This is a genomic window from Pleomorphomonas oryzae DSM 16300, from assembly GCF_000422965.1.
Taxonomy (GTDB): domain Bacteria; phylum Pseudomonadota; class Alphaproteobacteria; order Rhizobiales; family Pleomorphomonadaceae; genus Pleomorphomonas; species Pleomorphomonas oryzae.
The window spans coordinates 446,765-471,937 of sequence record NZ_AUHB01000002.1; the positions used below are offsets into that span (position 1 = coordinate 446,765).

At 62.6% G+C, this 25,173-nt stretch carries 25 protein-coding genes; 17 read left to right on the top strand and 8 right to left on the bottom strand.

All coding sequences use genetic code 11. From position 1 onward, the window contains the following. Positions 1 to 58 precede the first annotated feature (58 nt). The 7 genes from G522_RS28835 to G522_RS0104965 all read left to right on the top strand — a co-directional run bounded on the left by G522_RS28835 (position 59) and on the right by G522_RS0104965 (position 6,273). A complete protein-coding gene (locus tag G522_RS28835) occupies positions 59 to 484 on the top strand; it encodes a hypothetical protein (RefSeq protein ID WP_051228327.1) in 426 nt (141 codons plus the stop codon). A gap of 237 nt (positions 485 to 721) precedes the next feature. Beyond that, on the top strand, positions 722 to 1,138 hold the full coding sequence (gene mscL, locus G522_RS0104940; protein WP_026790081.1) for a large conductance mechanosensitive channel protein MscL: 417 nt from the start codon (positions 722 to 724) through the stop codon (positions 1,136 to 1,138). Between the two features lie 124 nt (positions 1,139 to 1,262). After that, positions 1,263 to 2,492 (top strand): pyridoxal phosphate-dependent aminotransferase, encoded by a 1,230-nt coding sequence (locus tag G522_RS0104945; protein WP_342663869.1) that lies wholly within the window; start codon positions 1,263 to 1,265, stop codon positions 2,490 to 2,492. 165 nt (positions 2,493 to 2,657) lie between these two features. Continuing rightward, the gene (locus G522_RS0104950; protein ID WP_026790083.1) at positions 2,658 to 3,821 is read left to right on the top strand and encodes a two-component system sensor histidine kinase NtrB; all 1,164 of its coding nucleotides are present in this window, start codon (positions 2,658 to 2,660) and stop codon (positions 3,819 to 3,821) included. Positions 3,822 to 4,064: 243 nt separating this feature from the next. Continuing rightward, positions 4,065 to 4,685, top strand: coding sequence for a response regulator transcription factor (locus G522_RS0104955; RefSeq protein ID WP_026790084.1), 621 nt, complete (start codon positions 4,065 to 4,067; stop codon positions 4,683 to 4,685). 73 nt (positions 4,686 to 4,758) lie between these two features. Further along, positions 4,759 to 5,097 carry a response regulator gene (locus G522_RS0104960; protein ID WP_026790085.1) on the top strand — a complete coding sequence of 113 codons (339 nt, stop codon included), beginning with the start codon at positions 4,759 to 4,761 and terminating at the stop codon, positions 5,095 to 5,097. Between the two features lie 417 nt (positions 5,098 to 5,514). After that, complete coding sequence (locus G522_RS0104965) at positions 5,515 to 6,273, top strand: Crp/Fnr family transcriptional regulator (RefSeq protein WP_084632770.1); 759 nt, start codon at positions 5,515 to 5,517, stop codon at positions 6,271 to 6,273. A 13-nt stretch (positions 6,274 to 6,286) separates the two neighbouring features. On the opposite strand, the gene hemN is transcribed toward G522_RS0104965, so the two are convergent. Next, positions 6,287 to 7,648 (bottom strand): oxygen-independent coproporphyrinogen III oxidase, encoded by a 1,362-nt coding sequence (gene hemN, locus G522_RS0104970; protein ID WP_051228328.1) that lies wholly within the window; start codon positions 7,646 to 7,648, stop codon positions 6,287 to 6,289. Positions 7,649 to 8,065: 417 nt separating this feature from the next. Here hemN and ccoN point away from each other — a divergent pair, with 417 nt between their 5' ends. The 8 genes from ccoN to ccoS all read left to right on the top strand — a co-directional run bounded on the left by ccoN (position 8,066) and on the right by ccoS (position 16,235). Continuing rightward, positions 8,066 to 9,691, top strand: coding sequence for a cytochrome-c oxidase, cbb3-type subunit I (ccoN, locus tag G522_RS0104975; RefSeq protein WP_026790088.1), 1,626 nt, complete (start codon positions 8,066 to 8,068; stop codon positions 9,689 to 9,691). Between the two features lie 11 nt (positions 9,692 to 9,702). Further along, positions 9,703 to 10,434 carry a cytochrome-c oxidase, cbb3-type subunit II gene (gene ccoO / locus G522_RS0104980; RefSeq protein ID WP_026790089.1) on the top strand — a complete coding sequence of 244 codons (732 nt, stop codon included), beginning with the start codon at positions 9,703 to 9,705 and terminating at the stop codon, positions 10,432 to 10,434. A 9-nt stretch (positions 10,435 to 10,443) separates the two neighbouring features. Further along, complete coding sequence (locus G522_RS0104985; RefSeq protein ID WP_026790090.1) at positions 10,444 to 10,599, top strand: CcoQ/FixQ family Cbb3-type cytochrome c oxidase assembly chaperone; 156 nt, start codon at positions 10,444 to 10,446, stop codon at positions 10,597 to 10,599. A gap of 3 nt (positions 10,600 to 10,602) precedes the next feature. Continuing rightward, on the top strand, positions 10,603 to 11,469 hold the full coding sequence (ccoP, locus tag G522_RS0104990; protein WP_026790091.1) for a cytochrome-c oxidase, cbb3-type subunit III: 867 nt from the start codon (positions 10,603 to 10,605) through the stop codon (positions 11,467 to 11,469). Positions 11,470 to 11,654: 185 nt separating this feature from the next. Then, positions 11,655 to 13,109, top strand: a complete 1,455-nt coding sequence (gene ccoG, locus G522_RS0104995; RefSeq protein WP_051228329.1) for a cytochrome c oxidase accessory protein CcoG — start codon at positions 11,655 to 11,657, stop codon at positions 13,107 to 13,109. A gap of 89 nt (positions 13,110 to 13,198) precedes the next feature. Continuing rightward, a complete protein-coding gene (locus G522_RS0105000) occupies positions 13,199 to 13,708 on the top strand; it encodes a FixH family protein (RefSeq protein ID WP_026790093.1) in 510 nt (169 codons plus the stop codon). Positions 13,709 to 13,728: 20 nt separating this feature from the next. Continuing rightward, positions 13,729 to 16,023 carry a heavy metal translocating P-type ATPase gene (locus G522_RS25660; RefSeq protein WP_425414047.1) on the top strand — a complete coding sequence of 765 codons (2,295 nt, stop codon included), beginning with the start codon at positions 13,729 to 13,731 and terminating at the stop codon, positions 16,021 to 16,023. Continuing rightward, positions 16,020 to 16,235 carry a cbb3-type cytochrome oxidase assembly protein CcoS gene (gene ccoS, locus G522_RS0105010; protein WP_026790094.1) on the top strand — a complete coding sequence of 72 codons (216 nt, stop codon included), beginning with the start codon at positions 16,020 to 16,022 and terminating at the stop codon, positions 16,233 to 16,235. Before G522_RS25660 ends, ccoS begins: the two co-directional genes overlap by 4 nt. Before the next feature lie 91 nt (positions 16,236 to 16,326). Here ccoS and hemA read toward each other — a convergent pair whose 3' ends face one another. Then, complete coding sequence (gene hemA, locus G522_RS0105015) at positions 16,327 to 17,598, bottom strand: 5-aminolevulinate synthase (protein WP_026790095.1); 1,272 nt, start codon at positions 17,596 to 17,598, stop codon at positions 16,327 to 16,329. 434 nt (positions 17,599 to 18,032) lie between these two features. Here hemA and G522_RS0105020 point away from each other — a divergent pair, with 434 nt between their 5' ends. Together G522_RS0105020 and G522_RS0105025 are read left to right on the top strand one after the other, a co-directional pair. Next, positions 18,033 to 18,533, top strand: coding sequence for a response regulator (locus G522_RS0105020; RefSeq protein WP_026790096.1), 501 nt, complete (start codon positions 18,033 to 18,035; stop codon positions 18,531 to 18,533). A gap of 112 nt (positions 18,534 to 18,645) precedes the next feature. Beyond that, positions 18,646 to 18,981, top strand: coding sequence for a hypothetical protein (locus G522_RS0105025; protein WP_026790097.1), 336 nt, complete (start codon positions 18,646 to 18,648; stop codon positions 18,979 to 18,981). A gap of 6 nt (positions 18,982 to 18,987) precedes the next feature. Here the strand turns inward: G522_RS0105025 and G522_RS0105030 are convergent, their stop codons facing one another. The 6 genes from G522_RS0105030 to G522_RS25670 form a co-directional block, all read right to left on the bottom strand. Next, positions 18,988 to 19,692: a polysaccharide deacetylase family protein gene (locus tag G522_RS0105030; protein WP_036838059.1), complete on the bottom strand. Its 705-nt coding sequence runs from the start codon at positions 19,690 to 19,692 to the stop codon at positions 18,988 to 18,990. A 104-nt stretch (positions 19,693 to 19,796) separates the two neighbouring features. Then, on the bottom strand, positions 19,797 to 20,285 hold the full coding sequence (locus G522_RS25665; protein ID WP_084632772.1) for a tetratricopeptide repeat protein: 489 nt from the start codon (positions 20,283 to 20,285) through the stop codon (positions 19,797 to 19,799). A 273-nt stretch (positions 20,286 to 20,558) separates the two neighbouring features. Next, positions 20,559 to 21,557 carry a type II secretion system F family protein gene (locus G522_RS0105040; RefSeq protein ID WP_051228331.1) on the bottom strand — a complete coding sequence of 333 codons (999 nt, stop codon included), beginning with the start codon at positions 21,555 to 21,557 and terminating at the stop codon, positions 20,559 to 20,561. Positions 21,558 to 21,564: 7 nt separating this feature from the next. After that, on the bottom strand, positions 21,565 to 22,524 hold the full coding sequence (locus G522_RS0105045; protein WP_036838062.1) for a type II secretion system F family protein: 960 nt from the start codon (positions 22,522 to 22,524) through the stop codon (positions 21,565 to 21,567). 7 nt (positions 22,525 to 22,531) lie between these two features. Beyond that, entirely contained in the window at positions 22,532 to 23,938 is a 1,407-nt protein-coding gene (locus tag G522_RS0105050) for a TadA family conjugal transfer-associated ATPase (RefSeq protein ID WP_026790101.1), read from the bottom strand. Continuing rightward, a complete protein-coding gene (locus G522_RS25670; protein WP_051228332.1) occupies positions 23,931 to 25,172 on the bottom strand; it encodes a CpaE/TadZ family protein in 1,242 nt (413 codons plus the stop codon). The genes G522_RS0105050 and G522_RS25670 overlap by 8 nt, the downstream gene beginning before the upstream one ends. Between the last annotated feature and the right edge of the window lies 1 nt (position 25,173).

Sequence of the window (25,173 nt, forward strand, 5' to 3'; positions counted from 1 at the left end):
AGCCGTATCGGACCGGATGAGGTACTCTATTGCCGAGAGACCAACCGGGAGATCCACGATGCGCGCGATCCTGGCAGCCCTTGCGTTCGGTACACTCCTCTCTGCTCCGCTGGCCTCGGCCCAAACTCCAACGGCCGAGGAAGGCTACAGTCTTCAGCCGGCCGTTGGCGATTATCTCAAGATTGACCGCCGCACCGGCGACGTCTTCCATTGCGCGGCGCGCGATGGAGCTTGGTCGTGCCAGCTGATCCCCGAGGATCGCAAGGCTTATGAGGACCGTATCGGCGAGCTCGAAGCGGAAAACGACCGGCTTAACAAGCGGGTCGCGGCGCTGGAGGCTCAGAATAAGAATGTACGGTCACCGCTTCTCGATAAGGAGGACGAACGGCGTCTCCAAGAGTTCCTCGACCTCAGTGATCGCATGTTCCGCCACTTCTTCGATCTCGTCGACCGGCTGCGTCAGCGGGAAGAAGGACCGATTTAGTCCTTCTCATTGCCGAAGCTTCGAGAATCCACAGCTTTATCGGTAGAAATACAGCCGACGATGGTGCGGGGCATGGCAGCCTGCCCAAGGCTAGGGCATGATCGCGTTTACCTTAGTACATCGGGCCGAGAAGTGGATCCGCTTCTCGGAAAAATCCGATGCGCAAACAAAAGCTTGGAGCAGCGGTCCGATGTGTCCGGCGTCCGCCGCTCCGGGCACCGCGGGGGAGATCGTCAGATGCTCAAGGAATTCAGGGAATTCGCACTGCGCGGCAACATGGTCGATCTGGCCATCGGTGTGATCATCGGCGGGGCTTTCGGTGCCCTTGTCAATTCGATCGTCGCCGATTTGTTGATGCCGGTTATCGGGCTCATCACCGGCGGTATCGACTTTACCAACCTGTACGTCCAGCTTTCAGGGACGCCGGTGGTGGGCGACTTGGCCGCCGCACGCAAGGCCGGTGCGACCATCGCCTATGGTAACTTCGTGACGCTGGCCATCAACTTCCTGATCATCGCCTTCGTATTGTTTGTGGTGGTGAAGCTGATGAATCGCATGAAGAAGAACGCGGAGCCAGCGGTCGAGGCGCGGCCGGAGGTCCCTGCCGATATCGCGTTGCTTGCCGAGATTCGCGACCTTCTCAAGAAAGGCTGACTGGAAATAAAGCCATGCCAGCCGCACCGGCGGCAGCTTCCTCCATGTCTTGTCTTTTGATTCGTTTTTGTAGGGCTGATATTTCCCGATGGACGGCGATTCTCGCCGGCCAATCGAGCAAGGCATGTTCATGACATCAGACGTTGCCGCGCATTTTCTCGACGATATTCAGCCCGCCGCCCGGAGTGCGCCACCGAGCGGCATCGTCGAGGTACACCTCGAAGGATTGCGGCGGCCGGGTACGGCCAAGCTCTGGGTCGGCGAGGGCAGCCTGCCGACACCCTACAACATCCGCGACGCGGCGATCCGCTCGCTGTTGGCGGGAGAAACCTTCTACACGCATCAGGCTGGCCTGCCAGAGTTGAGGGAGGCCCTCTGTCGCTATCACGACCGGCTCTATGGACCGTTCGGCGGCCGGCCGGCTGATGCCAGCCGCTTCATCGTCACGGCCTCGGGCATGCATGCCATCCAGATGGCGGCGTCGCTGGTCGCCGGCGCGGGTGACGAAGTCATTGTACCGACGCCGGCCTGGCCTAACGCACCGGCTGCTGCCGCGCTGTGTGGCGCCGCGTTGCGTGAAGTGCCGATGCGCTTCGGCCCCGCCGGTTGGGATCTCGACCCGGACGACCTCAAGGCGGCGATCACGCCGCGCACGCGGGCCATCTTCATCAACTCACCCAGCAACCCCACCGGCTGGGTCGCGAGCCGCGATCGCCTGGCGTCCATTCTTGACCTCGCCCGCCGGCACGGCATCTGGATCGTTGCCGACGAGGTCTATGGTCGCTTCTGCTACCTGGATGGCCAGACGGTGGCTCCCTCTTTCCACGGCGTGGCTGAGCCGGAGGATCGGCTGATCTTCGTCAACACCTTCTCGAAGAACTGGGCGATGACCGGCTGGCGTATCGGCTGGATCGAGGTGCCGGCTGCCCTCAACGCCACCGTCCAGAATCTGGTGCAGTACACGAGCTCAGGCACGGCCGTCTTCATGCAGCGGGCGGCGATCGAGGCGCTCGACAACGGCGAAGATTTTCTGGCCTTTCAGATTGCGCGGGTGCGTCATAATCGGGCGACGGTCATGGACGCACTCGCCGCTGCCGGCGGCGTGACCCTGTCGCCGCCCGATGGCGCCTTCTATCTCTTCCTCTCCATCGAAGGCGAGAGCGACACGCGTCAGCTCTGTCTCGACATGGTGCGCGAGGCTGGCGTGGGCATCGCCCCGGGGACTGCTTTCGGCCGGGGTGGCGAGCGATTCATGCGTCTCTGCTTTGCCGGCGATCCGCAGGAAATCACGGTGGCGCTCGGTCGTCTTTCGGGCTGGCTTGCCGCGCGCCGACAGGCTGCCGAAGTCCGTTAGCGATTTTTTGCGGGCATTTAGGTTTGAATTTGATCTGTAACAGTTCCTTTTTCCTAGAAGTCGTGCATGTTACATCCGGACTTGCACTGAAGGGCTGTTCCTGATTTGACAAGCCGGTGGGCGAGGTTGTGGCCCCATCGGGATGAAGGGAAGAGCGAGGCGAAGATGGGAGAACAGGAGGACCGCAGGACCGCGGTTTCGGAGGCTCGGTTCGAGAGCCTTCTCGATACCGCCGCCGATGGCATCATCGTCATCGACGATACCGGTCGTATGCTGGTCTTCAACAAGATCTGCGAACGCCTGTTCGGCTACACCGCCCAAGAGGCGATCGGCCAGAACGTGTCGCTGATCATGCCGCCCGAATTCTCGATGTCTCACGATCGTTTCATGAGCAACTATCATCGGACGGGCGAGAGACGCATCATCGGTATCGGCCGCGAAGTCTCCGGTATGCACCGTGACGGCACCGTTTTCCCGTTGGAACTGTCGGTCGGCGAGGCGAAGACGGCCGATGGCCGGCAATACATCGGTGTGCTGCGTGATCTGCGCTCCCGCCGCGCTGTTGAGCAGCGCGTGTCGCAGCTCCAGGCGCAGGTGGTGCATATGACGCGCCTCTCCGCCATGGACGAGATGGGCGCCGCCATGGCGCACGAACTCAATCAGCCGCTTACCGCGCTGCTGCTTTATCTCCAGGCGGTGGCGCGCCAGGTCAAGGCCTGCCACGCAGATGGCAAACCGCCGAGCGACAAGATGCTCGACGTGCTCGACAAGTCGGTGCAAGAGGCCGAGCGGGCCAGCCACATCGTCCAACGCATGCGCCAGATGGTGGAAAAGCGCGATCCCGAGCGGGCTACTGTCGATTTGCGCGAGGTGGTCAACGAGGCGCTCGACCTCAGCGAATTCGTGGCGCAGGGCGCCACCGTCACCATACGCCGCGTCTTCGGCATGACGCCGATTCATGTCGATGCCGATGCGACTCAGATCCAGCAGATCATCCTCAACCTATTGCGCAACGCCCTCGAGGTGGCCAAGGAGAGCGAGGAGCGCTGGGTGAAGGTATCGATCGGTTCTGACGATCGATCGGCTTTCGTATCGGTGACCGACAGCGGCCCCGGCTTCTCCGAGGACGTCGGCAAGTCCTTGTTCAGGACGTTCAGTACTACCAAGAAATCCGGAATGGGGCTTGGGCTCGCCATCTCCAGGGCGATCGCCCAGAACCATGGCGGCGACCTGATGGCCGATCCCGGCGGAAACGGTCAGGGGGCGACATTCACGCTGATGCTGCCGATGCATCGCCCGGATGACGCGGAAGACGATACGTGGGGGTGAGAGACGGCGCGGTTAGCGCCGGGTGGGGAAGGGCAACAATTCGATAGGATCGCCCTCAGGGGTGGCAACTGGCGCGGCGATGGGTTTCGCCGTATAAATACTTAGAGCAACAAAGTCTGCCATGTCTTTTATGGACCGCCTTGGCGGAAGCTGGAAGACGCGGAACGGACGCGATCCATGGACTTGGCTAGCCGGGCGGGACCCTGGCGGTCTTCAGGGATCCTCAAATCGAGGAAGGGTGACATGGCTGAAGCAGAAGGAAAAATCTTCGTTGTCGACGATGACGCCTCGGTGCGCGACGCACTTTCGGTCATCTTCGAAATGGAAGGTTATAGCGTCAGGGTATTCGCAGACGGCGATCAGTTTCTGACGGCGCTCAAGACGGACAAGCCGTCCTGCGTGCTGCTCGACGTCCACATGCCCGGCAAATCGGGTCTCGACATTCTCCGGTCGATCGATGTCGGCACGTTCCCGTCGCCGGTGTTCATCATCTCCGGTCAGGGCGATATCCCCATGGCCGTCAGCGCGATCAAGGCCGGCGCCACCGACTTCATCGAGAAGCCGTTCGATGCCGATACGGTGGTCACGCGCGTCCGCGAGGCCATTGCCTCCTACGGTCGTCACGCCAGCGGCGCTGCCCCGAGCCTCAGCTTCCCCGGCGCCGAACATCTCACGCCGCGCGAGCGCGATGTTCTTCAGGAAATCACCGGTGGCGCCTCCAATAAGGAGGCCGGACGTCGCCTGGGAATTTCCCCGCGCACCATCGAAGTACACCGCGCACGCATCATGGAAAAGCTCGGTGCACGCAACGCTGCCGACCTCGTCCGCATCGTGCTGACTGCGCATACGGGAGATCACGGATAAACATTGCCGATTGATCGGGGCACACTACTTTTTCCTGCGACTGGTTTGCGTTTTGCGGATTTAGAGTGTGCCTATGTATATTATTGTAGAGGACGATCCTTCGGTCGCCGACGCGCTGGAATCCCTGCTCTCCGGAGCGGGATTACCGGTGCGTGTTTTTGCCAGCGCCGAGGAACTCATTCATTCTGCTGCCCTGACTGCCGACGATACGATGATCGTCGACCTTGGCCTGCCGGGCATGAGTGGCGGCGAGCTTGTCCGGCATCTCGAAAAAGCCGGGGCAAATCCCAAGGTGATTGCCATTTCCGGCAAGTCGTCGCGGACGATCGCCCGCGAGACCGAAGGCCTTTCCGACCTCAAGATCCTGCGCAAACCGCCGTCCGCCGACTGGCTAGAGGCGATCACCGCCTGATCTCATCGGCACTGATGACGGTCTGGTCGCCCGGCTAGCCGGGCTTTTTTGTCTGGTGCGTGCCGGCAAGCGTCCGGATGCCCAGCCGTATAGTCCATGGTGCCGCCCGCTTTATTCCAGGAGCGTCTATCACAAGAACGCTTCGTCGGCGCGGCTGCAATGCAAGATTGCGGCTGGATCTGCCGCGCCCTGCTGGCCTCCCGCTCGGCTATCTTTCCTCAGAAGGTTAAGTAACCAAACGAATTACCTCAGGGCACATATGTCCATATTGTGCCAGTGTCGATAGTGGTGCGGCCGAAGCGGACGGGTTTCGGCCGAGCCGACGGAAAAAGGGACGGTCATGGACGGATGGCCGGTCGATCTTCCGGTGGCCTGCCGACCACGTGTCATCGAACATGTGCCATCGAGGAGGGATCGATGTTCATTGAGAAAAAGACGTCATTCGATGAGGGATACGGCGCTGGCAGTTTTGACAGCGGACGCCACCGCAGCCGCTATGCCGGCACGAGGTTGCGTGCTCCGGTCGACGACAGCGCCTGGACGCACTATCGTGCCTCGCCGCGTGCCCGGCTCGACCGGCATGACGCCCATTCCGTGCTCTTCCACGAGGACGATACGGCGAGCCATCTCTACGAGGTGGTCAGCGGTCAGATCATGCTGTACCGCCTGCTTGGTGACGGCCGCCGCCAGGTTGTTGACATTCTTGGTGAGGGCGACCTCTGCGGCCATTCGCTGACCGGCCTTTACGACTGCACGGCGGAAGCGCTGACGCTGGCCGAAGTGCGGGTGCTCGACCGTCGTGACATCGACCAGTCGACCGATCTGTTGGCCCACGTCAATCGCTGCCTTCTGACGCGCATCGAAGCGCTGCATAGCCACGCCGTTCTGCTGGGTCGCAAGTCGGCGACTGAACGGGTAGCGAGCTTCCTGATGCGCTTCGTGCCGGGCCGTGGCGTCGTCGGCTGCATCGGGCCCGAAAAGCACAGCACGGACACCGAACTGGTGGTGCTGAAGATGACGCGCCAGGAAATCGCCGATTTCCTCGGCCTCACCATCGAGACGGTGAGCCGCGTGCTGTCCGATCTCAAGCGGCGCGGCGTCATCTCCATCGAACGCAACGACCGCATTCGTCTTGTCGACGTCTGTCGTGTCTGCAAGATGACCGGCATCCACTGATCGTCACCGCCGGCTATACCGCCACCGAATGCCGTCCGCCGGTGCCGAGATAGGCATCGAAGGCGGAGGCGACGAGACGGGCCAATTCTGCTCCGTGCCGGACGATGGAGACGTGTCCGCCGTCGGCAACCACCCAGCCGGCGCGAACGAGCGGCGTCAATTTCTCGAGATCGGCGGAGAATACGGCCGGATCGGCATTATGGCGGGTGGCGATGACCGTGAGGTCGGCATCGAAGAAGCACAGGATCTGTTCGATTACGTCGGCTCTCAGCCTGTCTTCCGGCGTCAGCAGGCGTCCCCGCTCGGTAGCGAAGCGGCCGTTGACGATGCGCTCGCGCCAGTTGCCGGTGTCGGTCACGTTCTGCGCATAACCCGCCGGCGTCCGGCCGATCGACGAGGCACCGAAGCCGATCAGCGTGTCGGCGCGGTCGGTGGTGTAGCCCTGGAAATTTCGGCGGAGCGTCCGCTTCGACAAGGCCACGGCCATCGCATCATCATGCCTAGCGAAATGATCGATGCCGATCGGCACGTAGCCCGCCGTCTCGATGGCACCGTGAGCGGTGCGCTCGAGTTCGAGACGCAGGTTGCTGCCCGGCAGCTTGGAGGCGTCGATCAGTTTCTGATTGACGCGGAACCAGGGCACGTGAGCATAGCCGAACAGCGAGATGCGGTCGGGTGCGAGAGCGATCGCGGTTTCGACCGTGCGCCGGACGGACGCAACGCTCTGTTCCGGCAGACCGTAGATGAGATCGAAGCTCAGCGAGGATATGCCGGCGCCCCTCAGTTGTTCGACGGCGGCCGCCACCGTTTCGGCGGGCTGGATGCGGCCGATTGCCGCCTGCACGGCCGGGTCGAAGTCCTGCACGCCGAGGCTGGCGCGGTTGACACCGATGCCGGCGAGGAAGCGCGCGCGCCCCTCGCCGAGATGGCGCGGATCGAGCTCGATGGCATGCTCGGTGTCGGAGCCGATCGCGAAGAGGCGGTGGAAGTCGCCGACAATCGCTTCGAACGCAGCGGTGGAGAGCAGGTTGGGCGTGCCGCCACCCCAATGGATGTGTGACACCGTCCGGCGGCCGATCTGCGCCGCCACCATGGCGATCTCCGACCTCAACACCTCGACATAGGCTTCGATCGGCGCATAGCGCCGGCTCGCCTTGGTGGTGCAGCCGCAATAGTGGCAGATCGCGTGGCAGAACGGGATGTGGACGTAGAGCGAAACCGGACCGTCTTCCGCCGCCACCTGGTCAAGGAAACCGCCATAAGAGTCCGCTCCGACCTCCGCGGAAAAATGCGGCGCGGTTGGGTAGGATGTATAGCGCGGTACGGTGGCGCGAATGAGGGTTTCGAGGGAAGCGGCTTCGTCCAGTTGAGTCATAGATAATCCTAGGCGCCGATAGCCGGTCCAGACATTGATCGGCGTCAAGCGTGGCGGCATCTGGCCGAATCAGTCGGCCGTGCCTTTTTCGCGAACGGTATCTGCCTCCCGATCCGACTTGCATGCAACGGTATCGAGCCGATCCCTGACGCACATTATAATTAGTCCATTTTGATATAGGCAAAACGTCTAGAACTGCGCTAAACCCCGTTCAATCCCGAACCGGCCTTGACCTTTATCAAGGCTGGTATGCGTAGACCCCACTAGGTTATTTCCCGTGCTCTGGACGCGACGGTCCGGGGCGGAGATGCCGGGGGCGTCGGCAAACGGGCGAGGCGAGGCGCCCGTCGGTAACGACAGGCGATCTCCGATAGAAGCGGGGCAACGAACATGACGGCGTTGAGGGCCAAACCTCTGATGTCGCTCGAGGAAATCGGATATTCGGTTTTCCTGGGGCTGCTCTTTCTTTATTGCGTTCTGGCCGCCGGCAAGGCGGTGGATCCGGTTTTTGCCTTTCATGCCACCATCGGCGCCATTGCGTCGGCGGCCGGCATTTTCCTGATTGTCCGGTCGTTCATCGACCGCGACGGGCGGGTTGAGCCGGAGGAGGTCAACGGCAAGCCGAATTACAACCTCGGGCCGATCAAGTTCGCCTCGATTGCCGCCATGTTCTGGGGGCTGGCCGGCTTTTCGGTCGGTATCTGGATCGCTCTTGAGCTGGCCTATCCGGTTCTGAACCTCGGCCTGCCCTGGACCACCTTCGGTCGTCTCCGGCCGCTGCACACCTCGGCGGTGATTTTTGCCTTCGGTGGTAACGTGCTGCTCGCGACGTCCTTCTACGTCGTCCAGCGCACCAGCCGCGCGCGCATGCCGGGCCTTGTCACGCCGTGGTTCGTCATCCTCGGCTACAACGTCTTCATCGTCATTGCCGGCACGGGTTACCTGCTGGGCGTTACGCAGAGCAAGGAATACGCCGAGCCGGAATGGTATGCCGACCTCTGGCTGACCGTCGTCTGGGTCGCCTATCTCTTGGTGTTCCTGGCGACGCTGTGGAAGCGCAAGGAACCCCACATCTACGTGGCGAACTGGTTCTATCTGGCCTTCATCGTCACCATCGCCATGCTGCATCTGGTCAACAACGCGGCAGTGCCGGTCAGCTTCTTCGGCTCCAAGTCCTACGTCGTCTGGTCGGGCGTGCAGGACGCCATGGTGCAGTGGTGGTATGGCCATAATGCGGTGGGCTTCTTCCTCACCGCCGGCTTCCTGGCCATCATGTATTATTTCGTGCCGAAGCGGGCCAATCGGCCGGTCTACTCCTACCGGCTGTCGATCATCCACTTCTGGGCGCTGATCTTCCTCTACATCTGGGCCGGTCCCCACCACCTCCATTATACCGCGCTGCCCGAATGGGCCTCGACGCTCGGCATGGTGTTCTCGGTGATGCTGTGGATGCCGTCCTGGGGCGGCATGATCAACGGCCTGATGACGCTGTCGGGCGCCTGGGACAAGCTGCGCACCGACCCGGTGCTGCGCCTCCTCGTGGTGTCGGTCGCCTTCTACGGCATGTCGACCTTCGAAGGGCCGCTGATGTCGGTGAAGTCGGTCAACTCGCTCAGCCACTACACCGACTGGACCATCGGCCACGTGCATTCCGGTGCGCTCGGCTGGGTGGGCTACGTCTCCTTCGGCGCTCTCTATTGCCTGGTGCCCTGGATCTACGGCAAGCGGGACGTCTACTCGCTGAAGCTGGTCGACTGGCACTTCTGGATCTCGACCCTCGGTATCGTGCTCTACATCACCTCCATGTGGGTGTCGGGCATCATGCAGGGCCTGATGTGGCGCGCCTACACCAACCTCGGTTTCCTGCAGTACTCCTTCGTCGAAACGGTCGAGGCGATGCACCCCTACTACGTCATCCGTGCGTTGGGCGGCATCCTCTTCCTGACCGGCGCGGTGATCATGGCGGTCAACCTCTATCTCACCATTCGCCATGGCGAAGCCGAGAAAACGGCCGCTGATGTGGCCTTGGCTCCGGCCGAGTAAGGAGACGACTGATGAGTCTCATGCAAAAGCATGCGGTGTTCGAGCGGAACTCCATCGTTCTCCTGATCGGCATCCTGATCGTGGTGGCCATCGGCGGTCTGGTCGAGATCGTGCCTCTGTTCTACCTCAAGAGCACCATCGAGACGGTGACGGGGATGCGTCCCTACTCGCCGCTGGAACTGGCCGGCCGCAACATCTTCGTCCGCGAGGGCTGCTATCTCTGCCACAGCCAGATGATCCGCCCGATGCGCGACGAGATCGAGCGTTACGGTCACTTCTCGCTGGCGGCCGAGAGCCAGTACGACCATCCCTTCCAGTGGGGATCGAAGCGGACGGGGCCGGACCTCGCCCGCGTCGGCGGCAAGTACTCCGACGATTGGCACGTTGCCCATCTGACCGACCCGCGTTCGGTGGTCCCTGCCTCCGTGATGCCGCCCTACGCCTTCTTGAAGGATGCGCCGCTCAGGGGCGAACGCATCGCCGAGGACATGAAGACGCTGCGGCTCGAAGGGGTGCCCTATACCGACGAGGACATCACCAATGCCGAGGCCGACCTCAAGGCGCAGGTGAGCCCGGATGGTACGGCCGATGCCCTCGCTGTTCGCTATCCCAAGGCGGTGATACGCGACTTCGACGGCAATCCGAACAAGCTCAGCGAGATGGACGCCCTCATCGCCTATCTCCAGATGCTTGGCACGTTGGTCGATTTCTCGACCTACGATGACAAAGCCAACCTGCGTTGAGGTGAAGCCATGGACTTCAGCTACGAACAGGTTGCCACCTTCGCCCAACAGAGCGGGCTTGTGTATTTCGTCGTGATCTTTTCGGCCATTTGCGTTTACGCGCTTTGGCCGAAGAACAAGACGAAGTTCGACCACGCCGCGCAGATCCCGCTTGAGGAGGATTGAGCCATGGCTCATGAGGAAATCGACAAGGTTACAGGCGTGTCGACCACCGGTCACGAGTGGGATGGGATCAAGGAGCTGAATAACCCGTTGCCGCGCTGGTGGCTGTGGGTGTTCTACGCCTGTATCGCCTTCGCTGTCGGATATGTCTTCGTCTATCCGGCGGTGCCGCTTGTCTCGAGCTATACCACAGGCTTTCTCGGCCACTCGCAACGCGCTTCGGCGCTTGCCGATGCAGAAGCAGGCAAGGCCGCTCGCGCCGAGGTGGGCAAGCAACTGGCCAATGCCAGCCTCGATCAGATCAAGAGTGATCCCAAGATGCTGGAATTCGCCATGGCCCAGGGCCGTGCGGCTTTCGGCGACAACTGCGCGCCCTGCCACGGTTCTGGCGCCACCGGCTCCAAGGGTTATCCCAACCTGCAGGACGACGATTGGTTGTGGGGCGGCAAGCTGACGGATATCGAACATACGATTACCGTGGGTGTTCGTTCGACCAGCCCGGATACTCGCATGAACGACATGCCGCGCTTCGGCACCGACGGCCTGCTGGACGCCAAGCAGATCCGCAACGTCGCCGGCTTCGTGTTGTCGTTGTCGGGTGGCTCCGTCAAGGGCGCCGACGTCGCGGCGGGCAAGCAGATCTTCGCCGAAAACTGCACCGCCTGCCATGGCGAAGACGCCAAAGGCAGTACGGACTTGGGCGCGCCCAACCTCACGGACAAGATTTGGCTGTATGGCGGTGACGAGGCTTCGGTGATCAATACGATTACCGTTGCCCATCGCGGCGTCATGCCGACCTGGGGCGGCAAGCTCGACCCGGTCACCATCAAGTCGCTGGCGATCTACGTCCACGACCTTGGTGGGGGTACCTAAAGCAGCCCCTAGAGCGATTGAGACGACGGCGGGCAGGGCCTGCCGTCGTTCTTTCAAGGCCCGCGTGGCATGGCCGTATTGCTCAATTCGCGGTTCGTTCTTCAGTCTTTTTCTGCTTATGTGCTAATAAGAGGCAAACGCTTCGGCCGCTGGAAAACCGGCGGTCTCCGGGAGACGAAGGCAACATGCGGGTCGACGAAAACGTGACGGCCGGAAGCGATAGCTATTACGCCGCCGCCAAGAAGAACTATCCGTCGTCGGTCAGCGGCCGTCTCAGGACCATAAAATGGTCCGTGCTGATCATCACGCTCGGCATCTACTATTTCCTGCCCTTCATTCGCTGGGATCGTGGCCCGGATGCGCCGGGACAGGCGGTGCTGATCGATATGGCGGGCCGCAAGGCCTATTTCTTCGGCGTGGAGATCTGGCCGCAGGAGGTCTACTACCTCACCGGTCTTCTGGTGCTCGCCTCCATCGCCCTGTTTCTGATGAACGCGGTGGCCGGCCGAGTCTGGTGCGGCTACCTCTGTCCGCAGACGGTTTGGACCGATCTCTATTTCGCCGTCGAGCGCTGGATCGAAGGGGATCGTCGCGATCGCATCCTGATGGATCGGGCGCCGATGAGCGCCGGCAAGTTTCTGCGAAAGGCCGTGAAGCACCTTATCTGGCTGCTGATTGCCGTTGGCACGGGTGGTGCCTGGGTGCTCTATTTCGGCGACGCACCGACCATCATCAAAGACACGTTCACCGGTAACGCCGCGCCGATCGTCTACATCTGGATCGGCATGCTGACCTTTACGACCTACTCGCTCGCCGGCTTCATGCGCGAGCAGGTCTGCCTCTACATGTGCCCTTGGCCACGTATCCAGGCGGCGCTCACTGATGAGTGGGCGCTCAACGTGACCTACCGGACCGACCGCGGCGAGCCGCGTATGTCGGTGAAGACGGGTGCCACAGCGAAGGTGGCGGGCGCCGCGGTTGGCGACTGCATCGACTGCAAGGCCTGCGTTCAGGTCTGCCCCACCGGCGTCGATATTCGTGAAGGCATGCAGCTTGGCTGCATTCAATGCGGCCTCTGCATCGACGCCTGCGATACGGTGATGAAAAAGGTCGGCCGTGAGCCGGGGCTGATCGGCTACGACACCGATATGAACATCGCTCGCCGTAGCGAGGGCAAGCCGCCGATCTATCGCATCGTGCGGCCGCGCACCGTGCTCTACGCGGCGCTGATCGTCATCATCGGTGGCATCATGGCCTACACGCTCGCCAACCGCGCCTTCCAGGGCGTCAGTGTGCTGCATGACCGCAATCCACTCTACGTCAATCTGTCCGACGGCGGCACCCGTAACGGCTATACCGTGCGCCTGATCAACAAGCGGCCCCAAGAGCGGCATTTCGTGCTCACGGTATCCGGCCTTCCGGAAGGCTTCATGGTCGAGGCGCAGGGCGTGGCGGCGGCCGACGGCAAACCGGTCGTTGAAGTGCCGGCCGACACGACGCGCGAGCTGCGGGTTCTGGTCATGGTACCGAACGGCGCTAAACTGTCGGCATCCACGCCGATCAACTTCTACATCGTCGATACAGACAACGGCGAAAAAGCCTCTGCGTCCGACTTCTTCAAGACCGCGGGCGCCAGCTGAGTCCGAGTTCGACGGGATCGCATCGGCATGGTTGCGAACCGCTCGCAAAAGGCAGATGTTGGGGCGAGACCCCGAAGGAGTTCAACGGAATGACCGCCACCATCCAGCAAGCAGTTAGCGGCCGACGGCTGACCGGGCGTGGCGTCCTTCTTTGGCTGGTCGCATTCTTCGGCGTGATTTTCGCCGTCAATGGCGCCTTTATCTACTACGCCATCTCGACTTTTCCCGGTCTTGAAGTGGAATCGAGCTACAAGGCTGGTCAGGAATTCGAGAGCGAAGTGCTGGCCGGCAAGGCGCAAGCCGAACGGGACTGGACGGTGGATGCCGCCGTCCGTCCCGCCGGTAACGATGCCTCTGTCGAGATCCATTTCCGCGATAAGGCCGGGGCCGACCTCCACGGTCTCGACGTACGCGTCCGCCTGATCCATGCCGTCGATCCCGATCATGATCATGCGGCCAGCTTGCCAGAGGTGGCGAGCGGCACCTATCGGGCCGTTCTGCCCAATGTGAAGGACGGCATGTGGAGCCTGACCGTCGAGGCCTACAAGGGCAGCGAGCGGTTGTTCTTGAGCCGCAACCAGCTCCGTCTCGTCCGCTGACGAAGGGAGAGGCCGTGAACATAGCGGTGGATGTCGGCCCTATCGAGAATGGTCCAGCCGGTCAGTCGGTTGATCACGATTGGGATGCCTACACAGTGGCTGACAAGGACGGCGCCCGCCGCATCGAACTGGCCGTCGATGGCATCACCTGCGCCGCCTGTCTCACCGATATCGAACGCGGTCTCCGGCGACTGCCGGGCGTGGTGAGTGCGCGCGTCAACGTCAGCAACCGCCGCACGACCGTTGTCTTCGCCCCCGATAAGGTCACGCCGGACGTCGTGCTGGAGCGCATGGCTGCCATCGGGTACCCGGCGCAACCCTTCGACCCGGCCATGCGGCGCGACAATCGCTCCGCCGAGGCGCGAGAACTCTTGAAATGCATGGGCGTCGCCGGCTTCGGCGCCATGAACGTCATGCTGATGTCGGTATCGGTCTGGTCGGGCAACGTCACCGACATCACGCCGGAAACGCGCGACTTCTTTCATTTCATGAGCGCGCTGATCGCCCTGCCGACCGTGGCCTATGCGGCCCGACCCTTCTTCCGAAGTGCATTTGGTGCGATCCGCCGCCGGTCGCTCAACATGGACGTCCCCATTTCGATCGGCGTCTGTCTTGCCATGGGGCTGTCCATCTACAACACGCTGACCCATGCCCTGGAAGCCTATTTTGACAGCGCGTTGATGCTGCTGTTTTTCCTGCTGCTTGGCCGCTTCCTTGACGAGAATATGCGCCGCCGCACAGCAGTCGAGGCCGAAACGCTGGCGACGTTGCGCGCCGACTCGGCGCTGAAGCGCGGCGAAGATGGAGCCCTGGTCCGTGTGCCTCTCAGCGCCGTCCGCCCTGGCGATATCGTGGTGGTGCGGCCGGGAGAGCGGATTTCCGTCGATGGCGAGCTGCTATCCGGCCGTTCGGATGTCGACCGCAGCTTGGTGACCGGCGAGACGTTGCCGGTGCCGGTCGCTCCCGGCGATATCGTTCACGCCGGTACGCTGAACGGCGCTGGCTTGCTGACCATCGTGGTCACGGCGGCCGTTGAAGGGACGCTGATGGCCGAGATCGAGCGGCTGATCGGCGAGGCTCAATCCGCGAAATCCGGCGCGCTTCGCCTGGCCGATCGTGCTGCCCGCGCTTACGCGCCGGTTGTGCATTCCTCGGCATTTCTCACGGCGACAGGCTGGCTCATCGCTGGCGCCGGTTGGCATACGGCGCTGATCAATGCCATTGCCGTCTTGATCATCACCTGTCCCTGCGCACTGGCGCTCGCCGTGCCGGCGGTGCAGGTGACGGCGGCGGGCCGCTTCTTCCGCAACGGTATCCTGCTCAACGCCGGCGATGCCATCGAGCGTTTCGCCCGCGCCGACACCATTGTCTTCGACAAGACCGGCACGCTGACCAGCCCCGAACCACTGCTCGCCAATCGCGCCGAGGTAGCCGACGACCTTCTCGAACTCGCCGGCCGCCTCGCTCGGTCGAGCCGGCATCCGCTCGCCGAGGCCTTGGCGCGCGCTTCTGGCGCCACCGGCACCATCGATGGCTCCCGCGAAGTGACTGGCGAGGGCGTTATCGTCGATCTGGCCGACCAGACGCTGCGGCTAGGTTCGCTCTCCTTCTGCGGCATTGGCGACGAGGTCGCCGGTCCGGTTAGCGCCGCCTATCCCGACGCCTCGTTGATCGCCTTTTCGGACGGTGAGAGGGTAGCGGTGTTCGCTTTTGCCCAGCGCCTCAAGGCGGATGCCGTCGAGGTTGCCACGGAACTTCGGATGAAGGGTTTTCGCCTGATGATCCTCTCAGGCGATCGCGAGGCGGCCGTGGCCATAGTGGCGGAGCGACTTGGTATTTCCGAGTGGCATGCCGAGGTCGACCCAGCCGGCAAGATCGCTCGGCTCGAAGCGTTGAAAGCGGAAGGGCGACGGGTACTGATGGTCGGCGACGGCCTCAATGATGCGCCTTCGCTCGCGGCCGCCCATGTGTCGCTATCACCGGTTTCCGCTGCCCATTTGGCGCAGGCGGCCTCCGATGCCGTCTTCCTCGGTGAACGCCTGAAGCCGGTGGTGACAGCGCTTGACGTGTCGCGCGCCGCCTATCGCTTGATGAAGCAGAACCTCTGGACGGCGGTGATCTACAACCTGATCGCTGTGCCGATCGCCGTGCTCGGCTACGTCACGCCGCTGATTGCCGCGGCCGCCATGTCAGGCTCATCGCTGATCGTGACGCTGAATGCGCTGCGCTTGCGGCGTGTCGCCACACCACCTGCCGAACGGCCGCCGGCTGCGGTTGCCGCCGCCCGCGAGGGGCTGGCCGAGGAGCGGGCATGAGCGTTCTCGTCTATCTTGTACCGGCCGCGCTGCTGCTTGGCCTTCTGGGCCTCGCCGGCTTCATGTGGTCGCTGAAAACCGGTCAGTACGAGGATCTCGAAGGGGCCGCCTGGCGTATCCTGGAAGACGACGACATCGAGGATGCGCCCGGGGATGGCCCCGATGGCGCGCGCGGCCGCGTTCCCGAAGGCGAAGAACGGCGCAAGGGCTGATCCGCCATATTGCCAACCCTGTTTGCCAAATGAAAACGGGACCGGCGATGCCGCCAGTCCCGCATTGTCTCGTTCGAGTATCGGCTTGCCGTCAGCCGCCAGCCGCGCTGAAGATCTGCTGGCGAACCGCCGTTTCCGCTTCCGGCACGCTCGGCTCGGAGAACGGCAGGCTGAGGGTTTCCCAGACGTCGACCAGAGCATCGCGCAGCTGTTCGATCACCATGTCGTTGTGGAACGGCGTTGGGGTGATCCGCAGGCGTTCGGTGCCGCGCGGCACCGTCGGATAGTTGATCGGCTGGATGTAGATGCCGTGCTTTTCAAGAAGGATGTCGGTGGCCTTCTTGCAGAGGTCGGGATTGCCGACCAGCACCGGCACGATATGCGTCACCGACGGCATGACCGGCAGGCCGGCGGCCCTCAGCACGGCCTTGGTGCGGGCAGCCTGCTGCTGATGCGCTTCCCGCTCGACGCGGCTTTCCTTGAGATGGCGGATCGAGGCGGTGGCGGCGGCGCAGAGGCCTGGCGGCAGCGCCGTCGTGAAGATGAAGCCGGGGGCGTAGGAGCGGACGGCGTCGACCAGCGATTTCTTGCCGGTGATATAGCCGCCCATCACGCCGAAACCCTTGGCGAGCGTGCCCTCGATGACGTCGATGCGGTCCATCACGCCGTCGCGCTCGCAGATACCGGCGCCGCGGTTACCGTACATGCCAACGGCATGCACCTCATCAATATAGGTGAAGGCATTATACTTGTCGGCGAGATCGGCGATCTTCTCGATGGGCGCGATATCGCCATCCATCGAATAGACGCTCTCGAAAACGATCAGCTTGGCGCGGTCGGGACCGGCGGCGATCAGCAGCTCTTCAAGGTGGCCGAGGTCGTTGTGCCGCCAGATCTGCTTGGAAACGCCGGATGAGCGCACGCCGTGGATCATCGACGCGTGGTTGAGCGCATCCGACAGGATCAGGCAGTTGGGCAGCAGCTTGGCGATGGTCGAGATGGCCGCTTCGTTGGAGACGTAGCCGGAGGTGAATACCAGCGCCGCTTCCTTGCCGTGCAGATCGGCGAGCTCATGCTCCAGCTGGACCAGCGGATGGTTGGTGCCGGAAATATTGCGCGTGCCGCCGGCGCCGGCGCCCATCGTTTCGGCGGCGGCCGTCATGGCACCGATCACCTTGGGATGCTGACCCATGCCGAGATAGTCGTTGGAACACCACACGGTGATCTCGCGCGTTCCGCCGCCCTGATGCCAGAGAGCCGTCGGAAACCGCCCGGCCATCCGCTCCAGTTCGGCGAACACGCGATAGCGCTTCTCGTCCTGCAGGGCCTGGACGGCACTCTCGAACACCGCATCATAGTTCATGATTGACTAAATCCCTCCGACACCCGGCAGGCCGTGCGTCTTTCCGTGAACAGATCGCCTTGCTTCCGGCTGACGGTCCGTCGTCTTTTCACCTACGATAACCTACGCACATTGCCGCAAAGCGCCTTTGATTACGATCAAATCATATACAGTCTTGATCAATCGTTTGGCGAACGGGCGGGTAAGCCACTGATGTCCATGCGTGGTTACAGCTTTTGAACGGGTCCAAAAACCCGACGCATCTGTCTGAAACTAAAGCACGGCATCGGCCAAGTCTCAAGCGCTTTCATCCATCGTCCGCCGGCTACCAGCCAAGCGCGTCAACATAGCTCACCAAGTTCGATCTTTGGTCGCAGAGCGGTGCGTACCGCTGCGCTGGCTCCATCGCCTAACTGCTTTTTCACCTTTGGATGTTAGGAGGGAAGCGAAGGAGTATGCCGGTGCAGCTTGATCTGTCATCCCTGACCTTCCTGGTCGTGGAAGATAGCGCGTATATGCGCACGATCTTAAGGACGATGCTGCAAGGCTTCGGTGCGCGCCGCATCGTGGAAGCCGAAGACGGCGCTTCCGGCCTGGAAGCGATGGACCGCGCCAATCCCGACATTCTCATTCTCGATTGGGTGATGCCGATCCTCGATGGCGCCGATATGGTGCGAATGATCCGCGTACCGTCCAATCCTTTCGCCTACATCCCGATCATCATGGTCACCGGCCACACCGAACGCAGCCGGATCATCGAGGCCCGTCGCCTTGGCATCCACGAACTGCTGTGCAAGCCGATCTCCGCCAAGTCGCTGTATCAGCGCATCCAGTCGGTGGTGCTGGCTCCGCGTGACTTCGTCAAGACCCCGACCTACTTCGGTCCGGCACCGCGCGAGATTCGCAACCGTCAGAACATCTGGCAGGCCAAGCCCGGCGAGAAGGCAGCTTCCTGAAGCTAATCTTTGAGTCCGTCTGAAACTCTTTGCCTTGCGCCGAGTTGAACAGGCTATCGACGGCCCATTCCCGCTGCAATCCGCGTAGCCGGCCGTCTTCCGGAGGCCCGACATGGTGTGCAACTTCGCTTTTTCGGCATTTCTGCCGGCCGTCGCCGCCACTGCGGTGTTTGCCCTGAGTTCTACGGCGGGTGCCGTCGAGGTTCCCTCGGTCGCTTCGCAGGGCGCTCCCGTCTGTCTGGTCGGCCTTGGCTCCGACGACGGTTCTCCTGCCTGGTCGCAGCTTGACGTTACCCCGAACCGCAGCGTCGACCTCGACCTTAGCGACGGCGCGGGCTTGACAGTGGCTTGCGGCTCGCTCAGCGCGTCGAAATATCGGCCAGCTACGGCAGTCGCGCCTGTTCGTGCCGCCGACCCATCGGCCAAGGGTGACTTCGGCTCGCTTTGAGCGGTATCAGCCGGTCGGTACCGGGAAAGCCGCGTCAAGCCGCTCGAAGTGCGTGCCTTTGGCGACGAGTGCGCGAATTCCCTCCGCCACACCGTCACCGGCCGGTCGTTCGGGGTGATTGATGTGCGCAATGATGACATCGCCGGGCTTTGCCGCTGCGATCCGTTTGCTCACGGTGGCCGCTGGCAGCGAGGCGCCGACGTCGGCGTTGAGCGAGTAGCCGGCAATGCGATATCCGAGGTTGCCGATGAGTTCGACGGCATCGCGACTATAGCGGGCCGACGCGTCGCGATACCATACCGGCGCCCGGCCGAAGGTCGCAGTCACGGCAGCTGCGCCGCCCAGCACTTCCTGCGACACAGCGGGCAGCGAACCGGCAGTCGGCAGGCCGAAGACGGTCGGCGCGTCGGTAATGGCCGGCACGTGGTTCTCGCCGTGATTTTCGATTTCGAACAGGTCGGCATGGGCCAGAAGCAGGGCTGCAGTCGCCGCATTGCGCTTCAGCCAGCGGTGGGTAACGAACAGGGTTGCCGGTACGCGATCGGCGATCAGTTCGTCGAGAATGCGGTTATCGACAGCACCGGAACAGGCGTCGAAAGTCAGTGCCACCGACCGATCGCCGGCCGGCAGCTTCAGGCGCGGCTCGATATCGCCTGCCAAAGCGGGAGACGTTGCCAAAACAACCAAGGGAACCAGAAACAAAGACCGCATCGCTCAACTCTCGACGGCAACAACGGCGTCTCGATGCGCCGTTGGCATGTCGAAATCAAGGCTGTCGTCGTGTCGTATTTCTCAAGAGACTGATCCGCCGTTGATCAGCTTTGGGTGGCGCTGCCCTTGGCCTGGGCGGACGCATTGGCCGCTATCACCGGATTGCCGGGGGCCAGCGTCAACGCTTCGGCAAACAGCAGTTTCGCCGCGTCGCGATTGCCCCTGAGCCACTGCGACCACCCCATATTGTTGACCACCTCGCCGCGGCGGCCGGCGATGGCGATCACCTGCGCATAGGCTTTGTCGGCGGCTTCAAAGCGGCCGAGCCTGTCGGAGGAGGCGGCGAAGCCGAGCCATGCCTCCGGGTCGAGCGGATCCTTGGCAAGCGCCGCGCGGAAGGTGCGTTCGGCGCCGGCAAAGTCGTTCTGACGAAAGGCCGCTTTGGCTCGGTCACGCAGGGCTGTCTGCTGGGCAGCGAAGTGCGAATACTCCGGTCCACTTTCAATCAGTCCGTCTTCGAAGGCTGTACTGCAAGCTCCAAGCGGCATTGAGAGGAGAAGTGCCAGCGCTGGTAGAAAAAAATGACGATCCATGATGCACACCTTGATGGATCATCGGAACTTATTCGAACCAGCATAAATCCACGTCAAAAATTCTTGTTCAATTTTACTGAGATACTCAGCCAAAGTAATTATCACGAGGTGATCTGAGAATTCACAATTACGAACTGGCTTTTCATGGGCTGGGTCAATTGTCCCCCGGCTCGCTTCTAGAACGTTCGCCGACCAGATTGGACATTTGATCGCCAAGCGAGGACTGAAGTTCGAGGCCGTAATAGCCGCCTGATCAGCTTAATTGCCGCCTGATCAGCTGTTGAATTTGACGACCACCGGCCAGATGGCGATGAACAGGACCACCGGCAGGATGCAGGCGGTCACCGGAACCGACAGCTTGGCCGGCAGGGCGTAGGCCTTTTCCTCGGCGGCGGCGAGGCGTTGATGGCGCATGTCCTCGGAAAAGACGCGCAGCGCGTCGGAAAGGCTCGAACCCAGCTCGCGTGATTGCTGCAGCAACGTTGCGAAGGCCCGCACTTCCGGCACGCCGACGCGATCGGCCAGCGTCTGCAACGCGAGTTCCATTGCTCGCCCGGCCCGAACTTCCAGGCAAAGCACCTGAAGATTGACGCCGAGCGCCGGATACATTGGCGCCAGCTCCTGCGTGACCCGCTCGAGGCCAGCCTCCATGGAGAGGCCGGCATTGGCGCATACCCCCATCAGGTCCATGAAATCGGGAAAGGCGATACGGTTCTGCCGCAGCACGTTCTTGGCGCGTTTGTCGACATACAGACTGGGGCCGAGATAGCCGGCGATGATACAAATCAGCAGGCCAAGCAGTAGCGTCGTCGTTTTGAGTTCGATTCCCGTGCCGATCAAAAGCAGAAGACCGACGAGCGGCAGTCCGACGGCCCCGGCGATGCGGGCGAGGAAGAACAATGCAACGGCGTGGGGCGAAAACAGGCCTGCCCGGATCATCCGCTGTCGGGCCACTTTCATTTTGCCGGCATCGCCGCTGGCGAGGATGCCGTTGGCCTGGCTGACGAATTTTTCCAGCGCCGGCGGCAGACGCGTCCCTTCCGACGCCAGACCCAGAGCCGACAGCGGATCGTCGACCGGATCATCTCCCGCTGCTTCCCGCTTTGGTAAGGGCAGGTCCACCCAGAGGCGGCGCCTAAGCCGCCGACGACGCGTGAACGAGCTGGCTGCCGCTGCTCCGAGGGCTGCCAGCATGACCACGAGCGCCACGAGCGCCACGAGCTCGGGGCGGACGGTGACGATATCGATGAGCAGGCGGGCGATATCGGGCATGGGGACCTCAGAAGCGGAAGCTGATCATCTTTTTCATCATGAGGTTGCCGAGGCCGAGCCAGGTGACGGCACCAACCAGCCCCCAGGTGGTCATTGGCTTGCCCCAGACCGAGCCATAATAGCCCGGCGATATGAAGTTGAGGGCGACGAACAGCAGGACAGGCATGGCGGTCAGGAAGATGGCGGAGATGCGCCCTTCGGCCGAGATGGAGCGGATCTTGCGCCGCATCTTGATACGTTGGCGGATCACGTCCGTGAGGTTCTGCAGAATTTCGCGCAGGTTGCCGCCGGTGGACGATTGGATCGACACGGCGGTGACGAATAGCGGCAGATCTTCCTGGCCGACGCGGGCCTGCATGTTGAACAGCGCGGTGACGAGGTCGGCACCGTAGGTTACCTCGTCGGCCATCATGCCGAATTCCGTGCCGATCGGATCGGGCATCTCGCGTGCCACCATGCCCATGGCCACCGGCACGGGGTGTCCGGCCTTGAGGCTGCGAACGATGAGTTCGATCGCCTCGGGAAACTGAAGCGCGAATTTCATCTGCCGTCGGTTACGCCGCATGCGAAGCGCCAAGACCGGCACGACGAAGCCGCCGACGGGCAGGGCAATTGCGGTCTTGATGAGGTCGTGGCCGGTAAAGTTGAAAACGAGGCCGGCGATGATGGCGCCAGTGGCTGCGAACAGCAGCAGCAACTTGGTGAGTCCGATCGTGATCCCGCACTGGACGATCAGACGGCCGAGCCAGGCAAGGTGGCGAGGCATGCCGCCCGCGGCGGTAAGGCCGCGTTCGCGCCGAAGCATCACCATCACTTCCTGCCGATTGGCATCGGGAGCGGTCACCCGGAGCCGGCGATTGATCTGGCGGCGATCGGCGCCGGCGTTGACGGTCAGCAGATACACTGCTTCGGCCAGAAAGGCCGCGGCAAAGCCGGCGAAGGCGTAGAACAGGTAGATCTCTTTCATGCCGGCCTCATAGGAGCGGCTTGGTGGGATCGAAATAGGCGCTAGGCACGGAAATCCCCTTGGCGACGAGATCATCGAGGAAGCGCGGCCTTATGCCGGTGGCGCGGAACTCGCCCACCACGGTGCCGTCCGCCTCGGTGCGCAGGCGATTGAAGCGGAAGATCTCCTGCATCTGGATGATGTCGCCTTCCATGCCGGTGATTTCGGAAATGGAGGTGACGCGGCGTTTGCCGTCTGAAAGGCGGGTCAGCTGCAGGATCAGCCGGATGGCCGAGGCGATCTGCGAGCGGATGGAGGAGACCGTCATCGGCATGCCGGTCATGCCCAGCATCTGCTCGAGGCGGGCGATGGCATCGCGCGGGGTGTTGGCGTGGATGGTGGCCATCGACCCCTCGTGGCCGGTGTTCATGGCCTGCAGCATGTCAAAGGCTTCTTCGCCGCGGCACTCGCCGAGGATGACGCGGTCGGGCCGCATGCGCAGCGCGTTCTTGACGAGGTCGCGCTGGCGGATTTCGCCGTGACCCTCGGTGTTGGCCGGTCGCGTCTCCATGCGAGCGACATGCGGTTGCTGCAATTGCAATTCCGCCGCGTCCTCGATGGTAATGAGACGCTCATCCGGTGAGATGAAGGCCGAGAGGGCGTTGAGCATGGTCGTCTTGCCGGTGCCCGTACCGCCGGAAATCAGCGTGGTGACACGGGCGTTGACAGCAGCGGCCATCAGCTCGCCCATCGGCTTGGCCAGCGCACCGACGTCAATCAGCCGGTCGAGCGACAGCTTCTTTTTGGCGAACTTGCGGATGGAGACCAGCGGCCCGTCGACGGCGATCGGCCGGATCGCCGCGTTGAAGCGCGAGCCGTCGAGCATGCGGGCGTCGCAGGTCGGATGGCTTTCGTCGATACGGCGGCCGACGGCGGCGACGATCTTGTTGATGATCCTGAGAAGGTGCGCCTCGTCCTTGAAGGGAATGTTGATCGGTTCGAGCTTGCCGAACCGTTCGACGAAACAGTTCTGGTGGCCATTGATCAGGATGTCGTTGACGGTGGGGTCGCGCATGATCGCTTCAAGCGGGCCGAGCCCCATCATCTCGTCATAGACGGCGGTGACGAACTCTCCAAACTCTTGTTCGTTGAGTGCCAGCCGTTCTTCCGTGGCAAAGGCGCTGACGTGCCCATAGAGCTCGCGCATCACCGCGTCGGGTGACAGCTTTTCGAGCTGGGCAAGGTTGAGATCCTCGATCAGTCGCTTGTGCAGCTTGTCCTTGGCAGCGATCAGCTTTTCGTTGATCGGCTTGGGAAGCGGCAACGGCTCCATCTCGCGCAGCGGTGCCACCTGAATCGGTGACACGGCGGGCCGCTCGCTGGCGACCGGAGCTGGTGCGTCGCTCGATTGCAGCGACATGAAGCGGCTACGCATGGCGCTTGGCCTTGTTGAGGCTCGGCGTATCGCCGCGTTTCAGCCGGGCGAGCAGCAATCGGAGCGGCGCCGTCCAGGATGAGGCGGTCAGTTCGGCCGGGTCGGAGATGATGGACCTGAGGTCGGCAATGACCCGGGAATTGGGCGCTACCTCGCCAAGCGGACGGCCTTGATCGAGCGCTTCGCGCACGGCCTTGTAGTCGTTGGCGACCGAGCCGGCGAAGGCGTCGCCGAGCAGCTCCTTGACCTCGGTCAGCGATACGCTTGGGCTGCCCTTGGCATCAACGCGGTTGACGATAACGCCGAAGCGGGCATCCTTGTGCACGCGTTCCTTGACGGCGTGGGCGAGGCGCTGCGCTTGCCTCAACGCCGGCACCGTCATCTCGGTGATGACGAAAACATGGTCGGACCCCTGCAACACGGAATCGGTCCAGGGGAACCAAGTGCGCGGCAAGTCGATCACCACGTTGTCGAAGTGGCTGGCCACCAAGTCGAGCAGGCGGCCGACCAGATCCGGTCGGTAACTGCGCATTTCCCAAGGGCAGGGCGGCGCCGACACGATGGCCAAGCCCGATTTGTGCCGGCTCAACATGACGTCCAGCAGTTTGCGGTCCAGCCGGTCGGGTTGGTTTTCAATTTCGGCAATGTCGAAGTGCGCTTCGAGATCGAAATACTCGGCGCAGGATCCATGCTGGAGGTTGAGATCGACAACGCAGGTCGTCTGATGTCGCTTCGCCGCAGCTTGATGCAGCAACACCGCCGATTGCAGGGCCAGCGTCGTGTTGCCGACGCCGCCGGCGGCCGGCAGGAAGGTGTAGATGCGAGAATCCGGATAGGGATCGGCCTCGTCGCGGCCAAGACGGGTCAGGGTATGGGCGAGATCGGCGGGCACCACTGGCTTGACTAGGAAGTCCTGCAACCTAAGGCGCAGAAAGCCGCGCGCCACCTCCGCGTCGAAAACACCGGTGATGGCGAGAAAGCGCACCGACGGGCCGGCCTGACGGTAGAGCTCGGAAAGGCCGGTCACCGGCCCATCCGGGAAGGCATCGAGATCGGCAACCGCAAGCCCGCAGGTCGGGTCGGCGAGTTCGTCCGAAACCTTGTCAGGCGCTCGCACCTTGAGGTCGCTGACACTGGCGCCAGATGCCCTCAGGGCATCGGCAACCAAAACGGCGAAATCCTTGTCGGCAGTGACGACGACCACGGTACCGAAGTTGATCGAGGGTTCGGCCATT

Excerpts from the sequence above, each read along its gene's own strand:
- G522_RS28835 (WP_051228327.1), top strand. The coding sequence starts at position 59 with ATGCGCGCGATCCTGGCAGCCCTTGCGTTCGGTACACTCCTCTCTGCT.
- G522_RS25670 (WP_051228332.1), bottom strand. The coding sequence starts at position 25,172 with ATGGCCGAACCCTCGATCAACTTCGGTACCGTGGTCGTCGTCACTGCC.
- hemA (WP_026790095.1), bottom strand. The coding sequence starts at position 17,598 with ATGAACTATGATGCGGTGTTCGAGAGTGCCGTCCAGGCCCTGCAGGAC.
- G522_RS0105040 (WP_051228331.1), bottom strand. The coding sequence starts at position 21,557 with ATGCCCGATATCGCCCGCCTGCTCATCGATATCGTCACCGTCCGCCCC.
- G522_RS0105050 (WP_026790101.1), bottom strand. The coding sequence starts at position 23,938 with ATGCGTAGCCGCTTCATGTCGCTGCAATCGAGCGACGCACCAGCTCCG.
- G522_RS0104965 (WP_084632770.1), top strand. The coding sequence starts at position 5,515 with ATGTTCATTGAGAAAAAGACGTCATTCGATGAGGGATACGGCGCTGGC.
- G522_RS0104945 (WP_342663869.1), top strand. The coding sequence starts at position 1,263 with ATGTTCATGACATCAGACGTTGCCGCGCATTTTCTCGACGATATTCAG.
- G522_RS0104960 (WP_026790085.1), top strand. The coding sequence starts at position 4,759 with ATGTATATTATTGTAGAGGACGATCCTTCGGTCGCCGACGCGCTGGAA.
- G522_RS0104985 (WP_026790090.1), top strand. The coding sequence starts at position 10,444 with ATGGACTTCAGCTACGAACAGGTTGCCACCTTCGCCCAACAGAGCGGG.
- ccoP (WP_026790091.1), top strand. The coding sequence starts at position 10,603 with ATGGCTCATGAGGAAATCGACAAGGTTACAGGCGTGTCGACCACCGGT.
- G522_RS0104955 (WP_026790084.1), top strand. The coding sequence starts at position 4,065 with ATGGCTGAAGCAGAAGGAAAAATCTTCGTTGTCGACGATGACGCCTCG.
- ccoO (WP_026790089.1), top strand. The coding sequence starts at position 9,703 with ATGAGTCTCATGCAAAAGCATGCGGTGTTCGAGCGGAACTCCATCGTT.
- G522_RS0105045 (WP_036838062.1), bottom strand. The coding sequence starts at position 22,524 with ATGAAAGAGATCTACCTGTTCTACGCCTTCGCCGGCTTTGCCGCGGCC.
- mscL (WP_026790081.1), top strand. The coding sequence starts at position 722 with ATGCTCAAGGAATTCAGGGAATTCGCACTGCGCGGCAACATGGTCGAT.
- G522_RS0104950 (WP_026790083.1), top strand. The coding sequence starts at position 2,658 with ATGGGAGAACAGGAGGACCGCAGGACCGCGGTTTCGGAGGCTCGGTTC.
- G522_RS0105020 (WP_026790096.1), top strand. The coding sequence starts at position 18,033 with ATGCCGGTGCAGCTTGATCTGTCATCCCTGACCTTCCTGGTCGTGGAA.
- G522_RS25665 (WP_084632772.1), bottom strand. The coding sequence starts at position 20,285 with ATGGATCGTCATTTTTTTCTACCAGCGCTGGCACTTCTCCTCTCAATG.
- G522_RS0105030 (WP_036838059.1), bottom strand. The coding sequence starts at position 19,692 with ATGCGGTCTTTGTTTCTGGTTCCCTTGGTTGTTTTGGCAACGTCTCCC.
- G522_RS0105025 (WP_026790097.1), top strand. The coding sequence starts at position 18,646 with ATGGTGTGCAACTTCGCTTTTTCGGCATTTCTGCCGGCCGTCGCCGCC.
- hemN (WP_051228328.1), bottom strand. The coding sequence starts at position 7,648 with ATGACTCAACTGGACGAAGCCGCTTCCCTCGAAACCCTCATTCGCGCC.
- G522_RS0105000 (WP_026790093.1), top strand. The coding sequence starts at position 13,199 with ATGACCGCCACCATCCAGCAAGCAGTTAGCGGCCGACGGCTGACCGGG.
- ccoN (WP_026790088.1), top strand. The coding sequence starts at position 8,066 with ATGTCGCTCGAGGAAATCGGATATTCGGTTTTCCTGGGGCTGCTCTTT.
- ccoS (WP_026790094.1), top strand. The coding sequence starts at position 16,020 with ATGAGCGTTCTCGTCTATCTTGTACCGGCCGCGCTGCTGCTTGGCCTT.
- ccoG (WP_051228329.1), top strand. The coding sequence starts at position 11,655 with ATGCGGGTCGACGAAAACGTGACGGCCGGAAGCGATAGCTATTACGCC.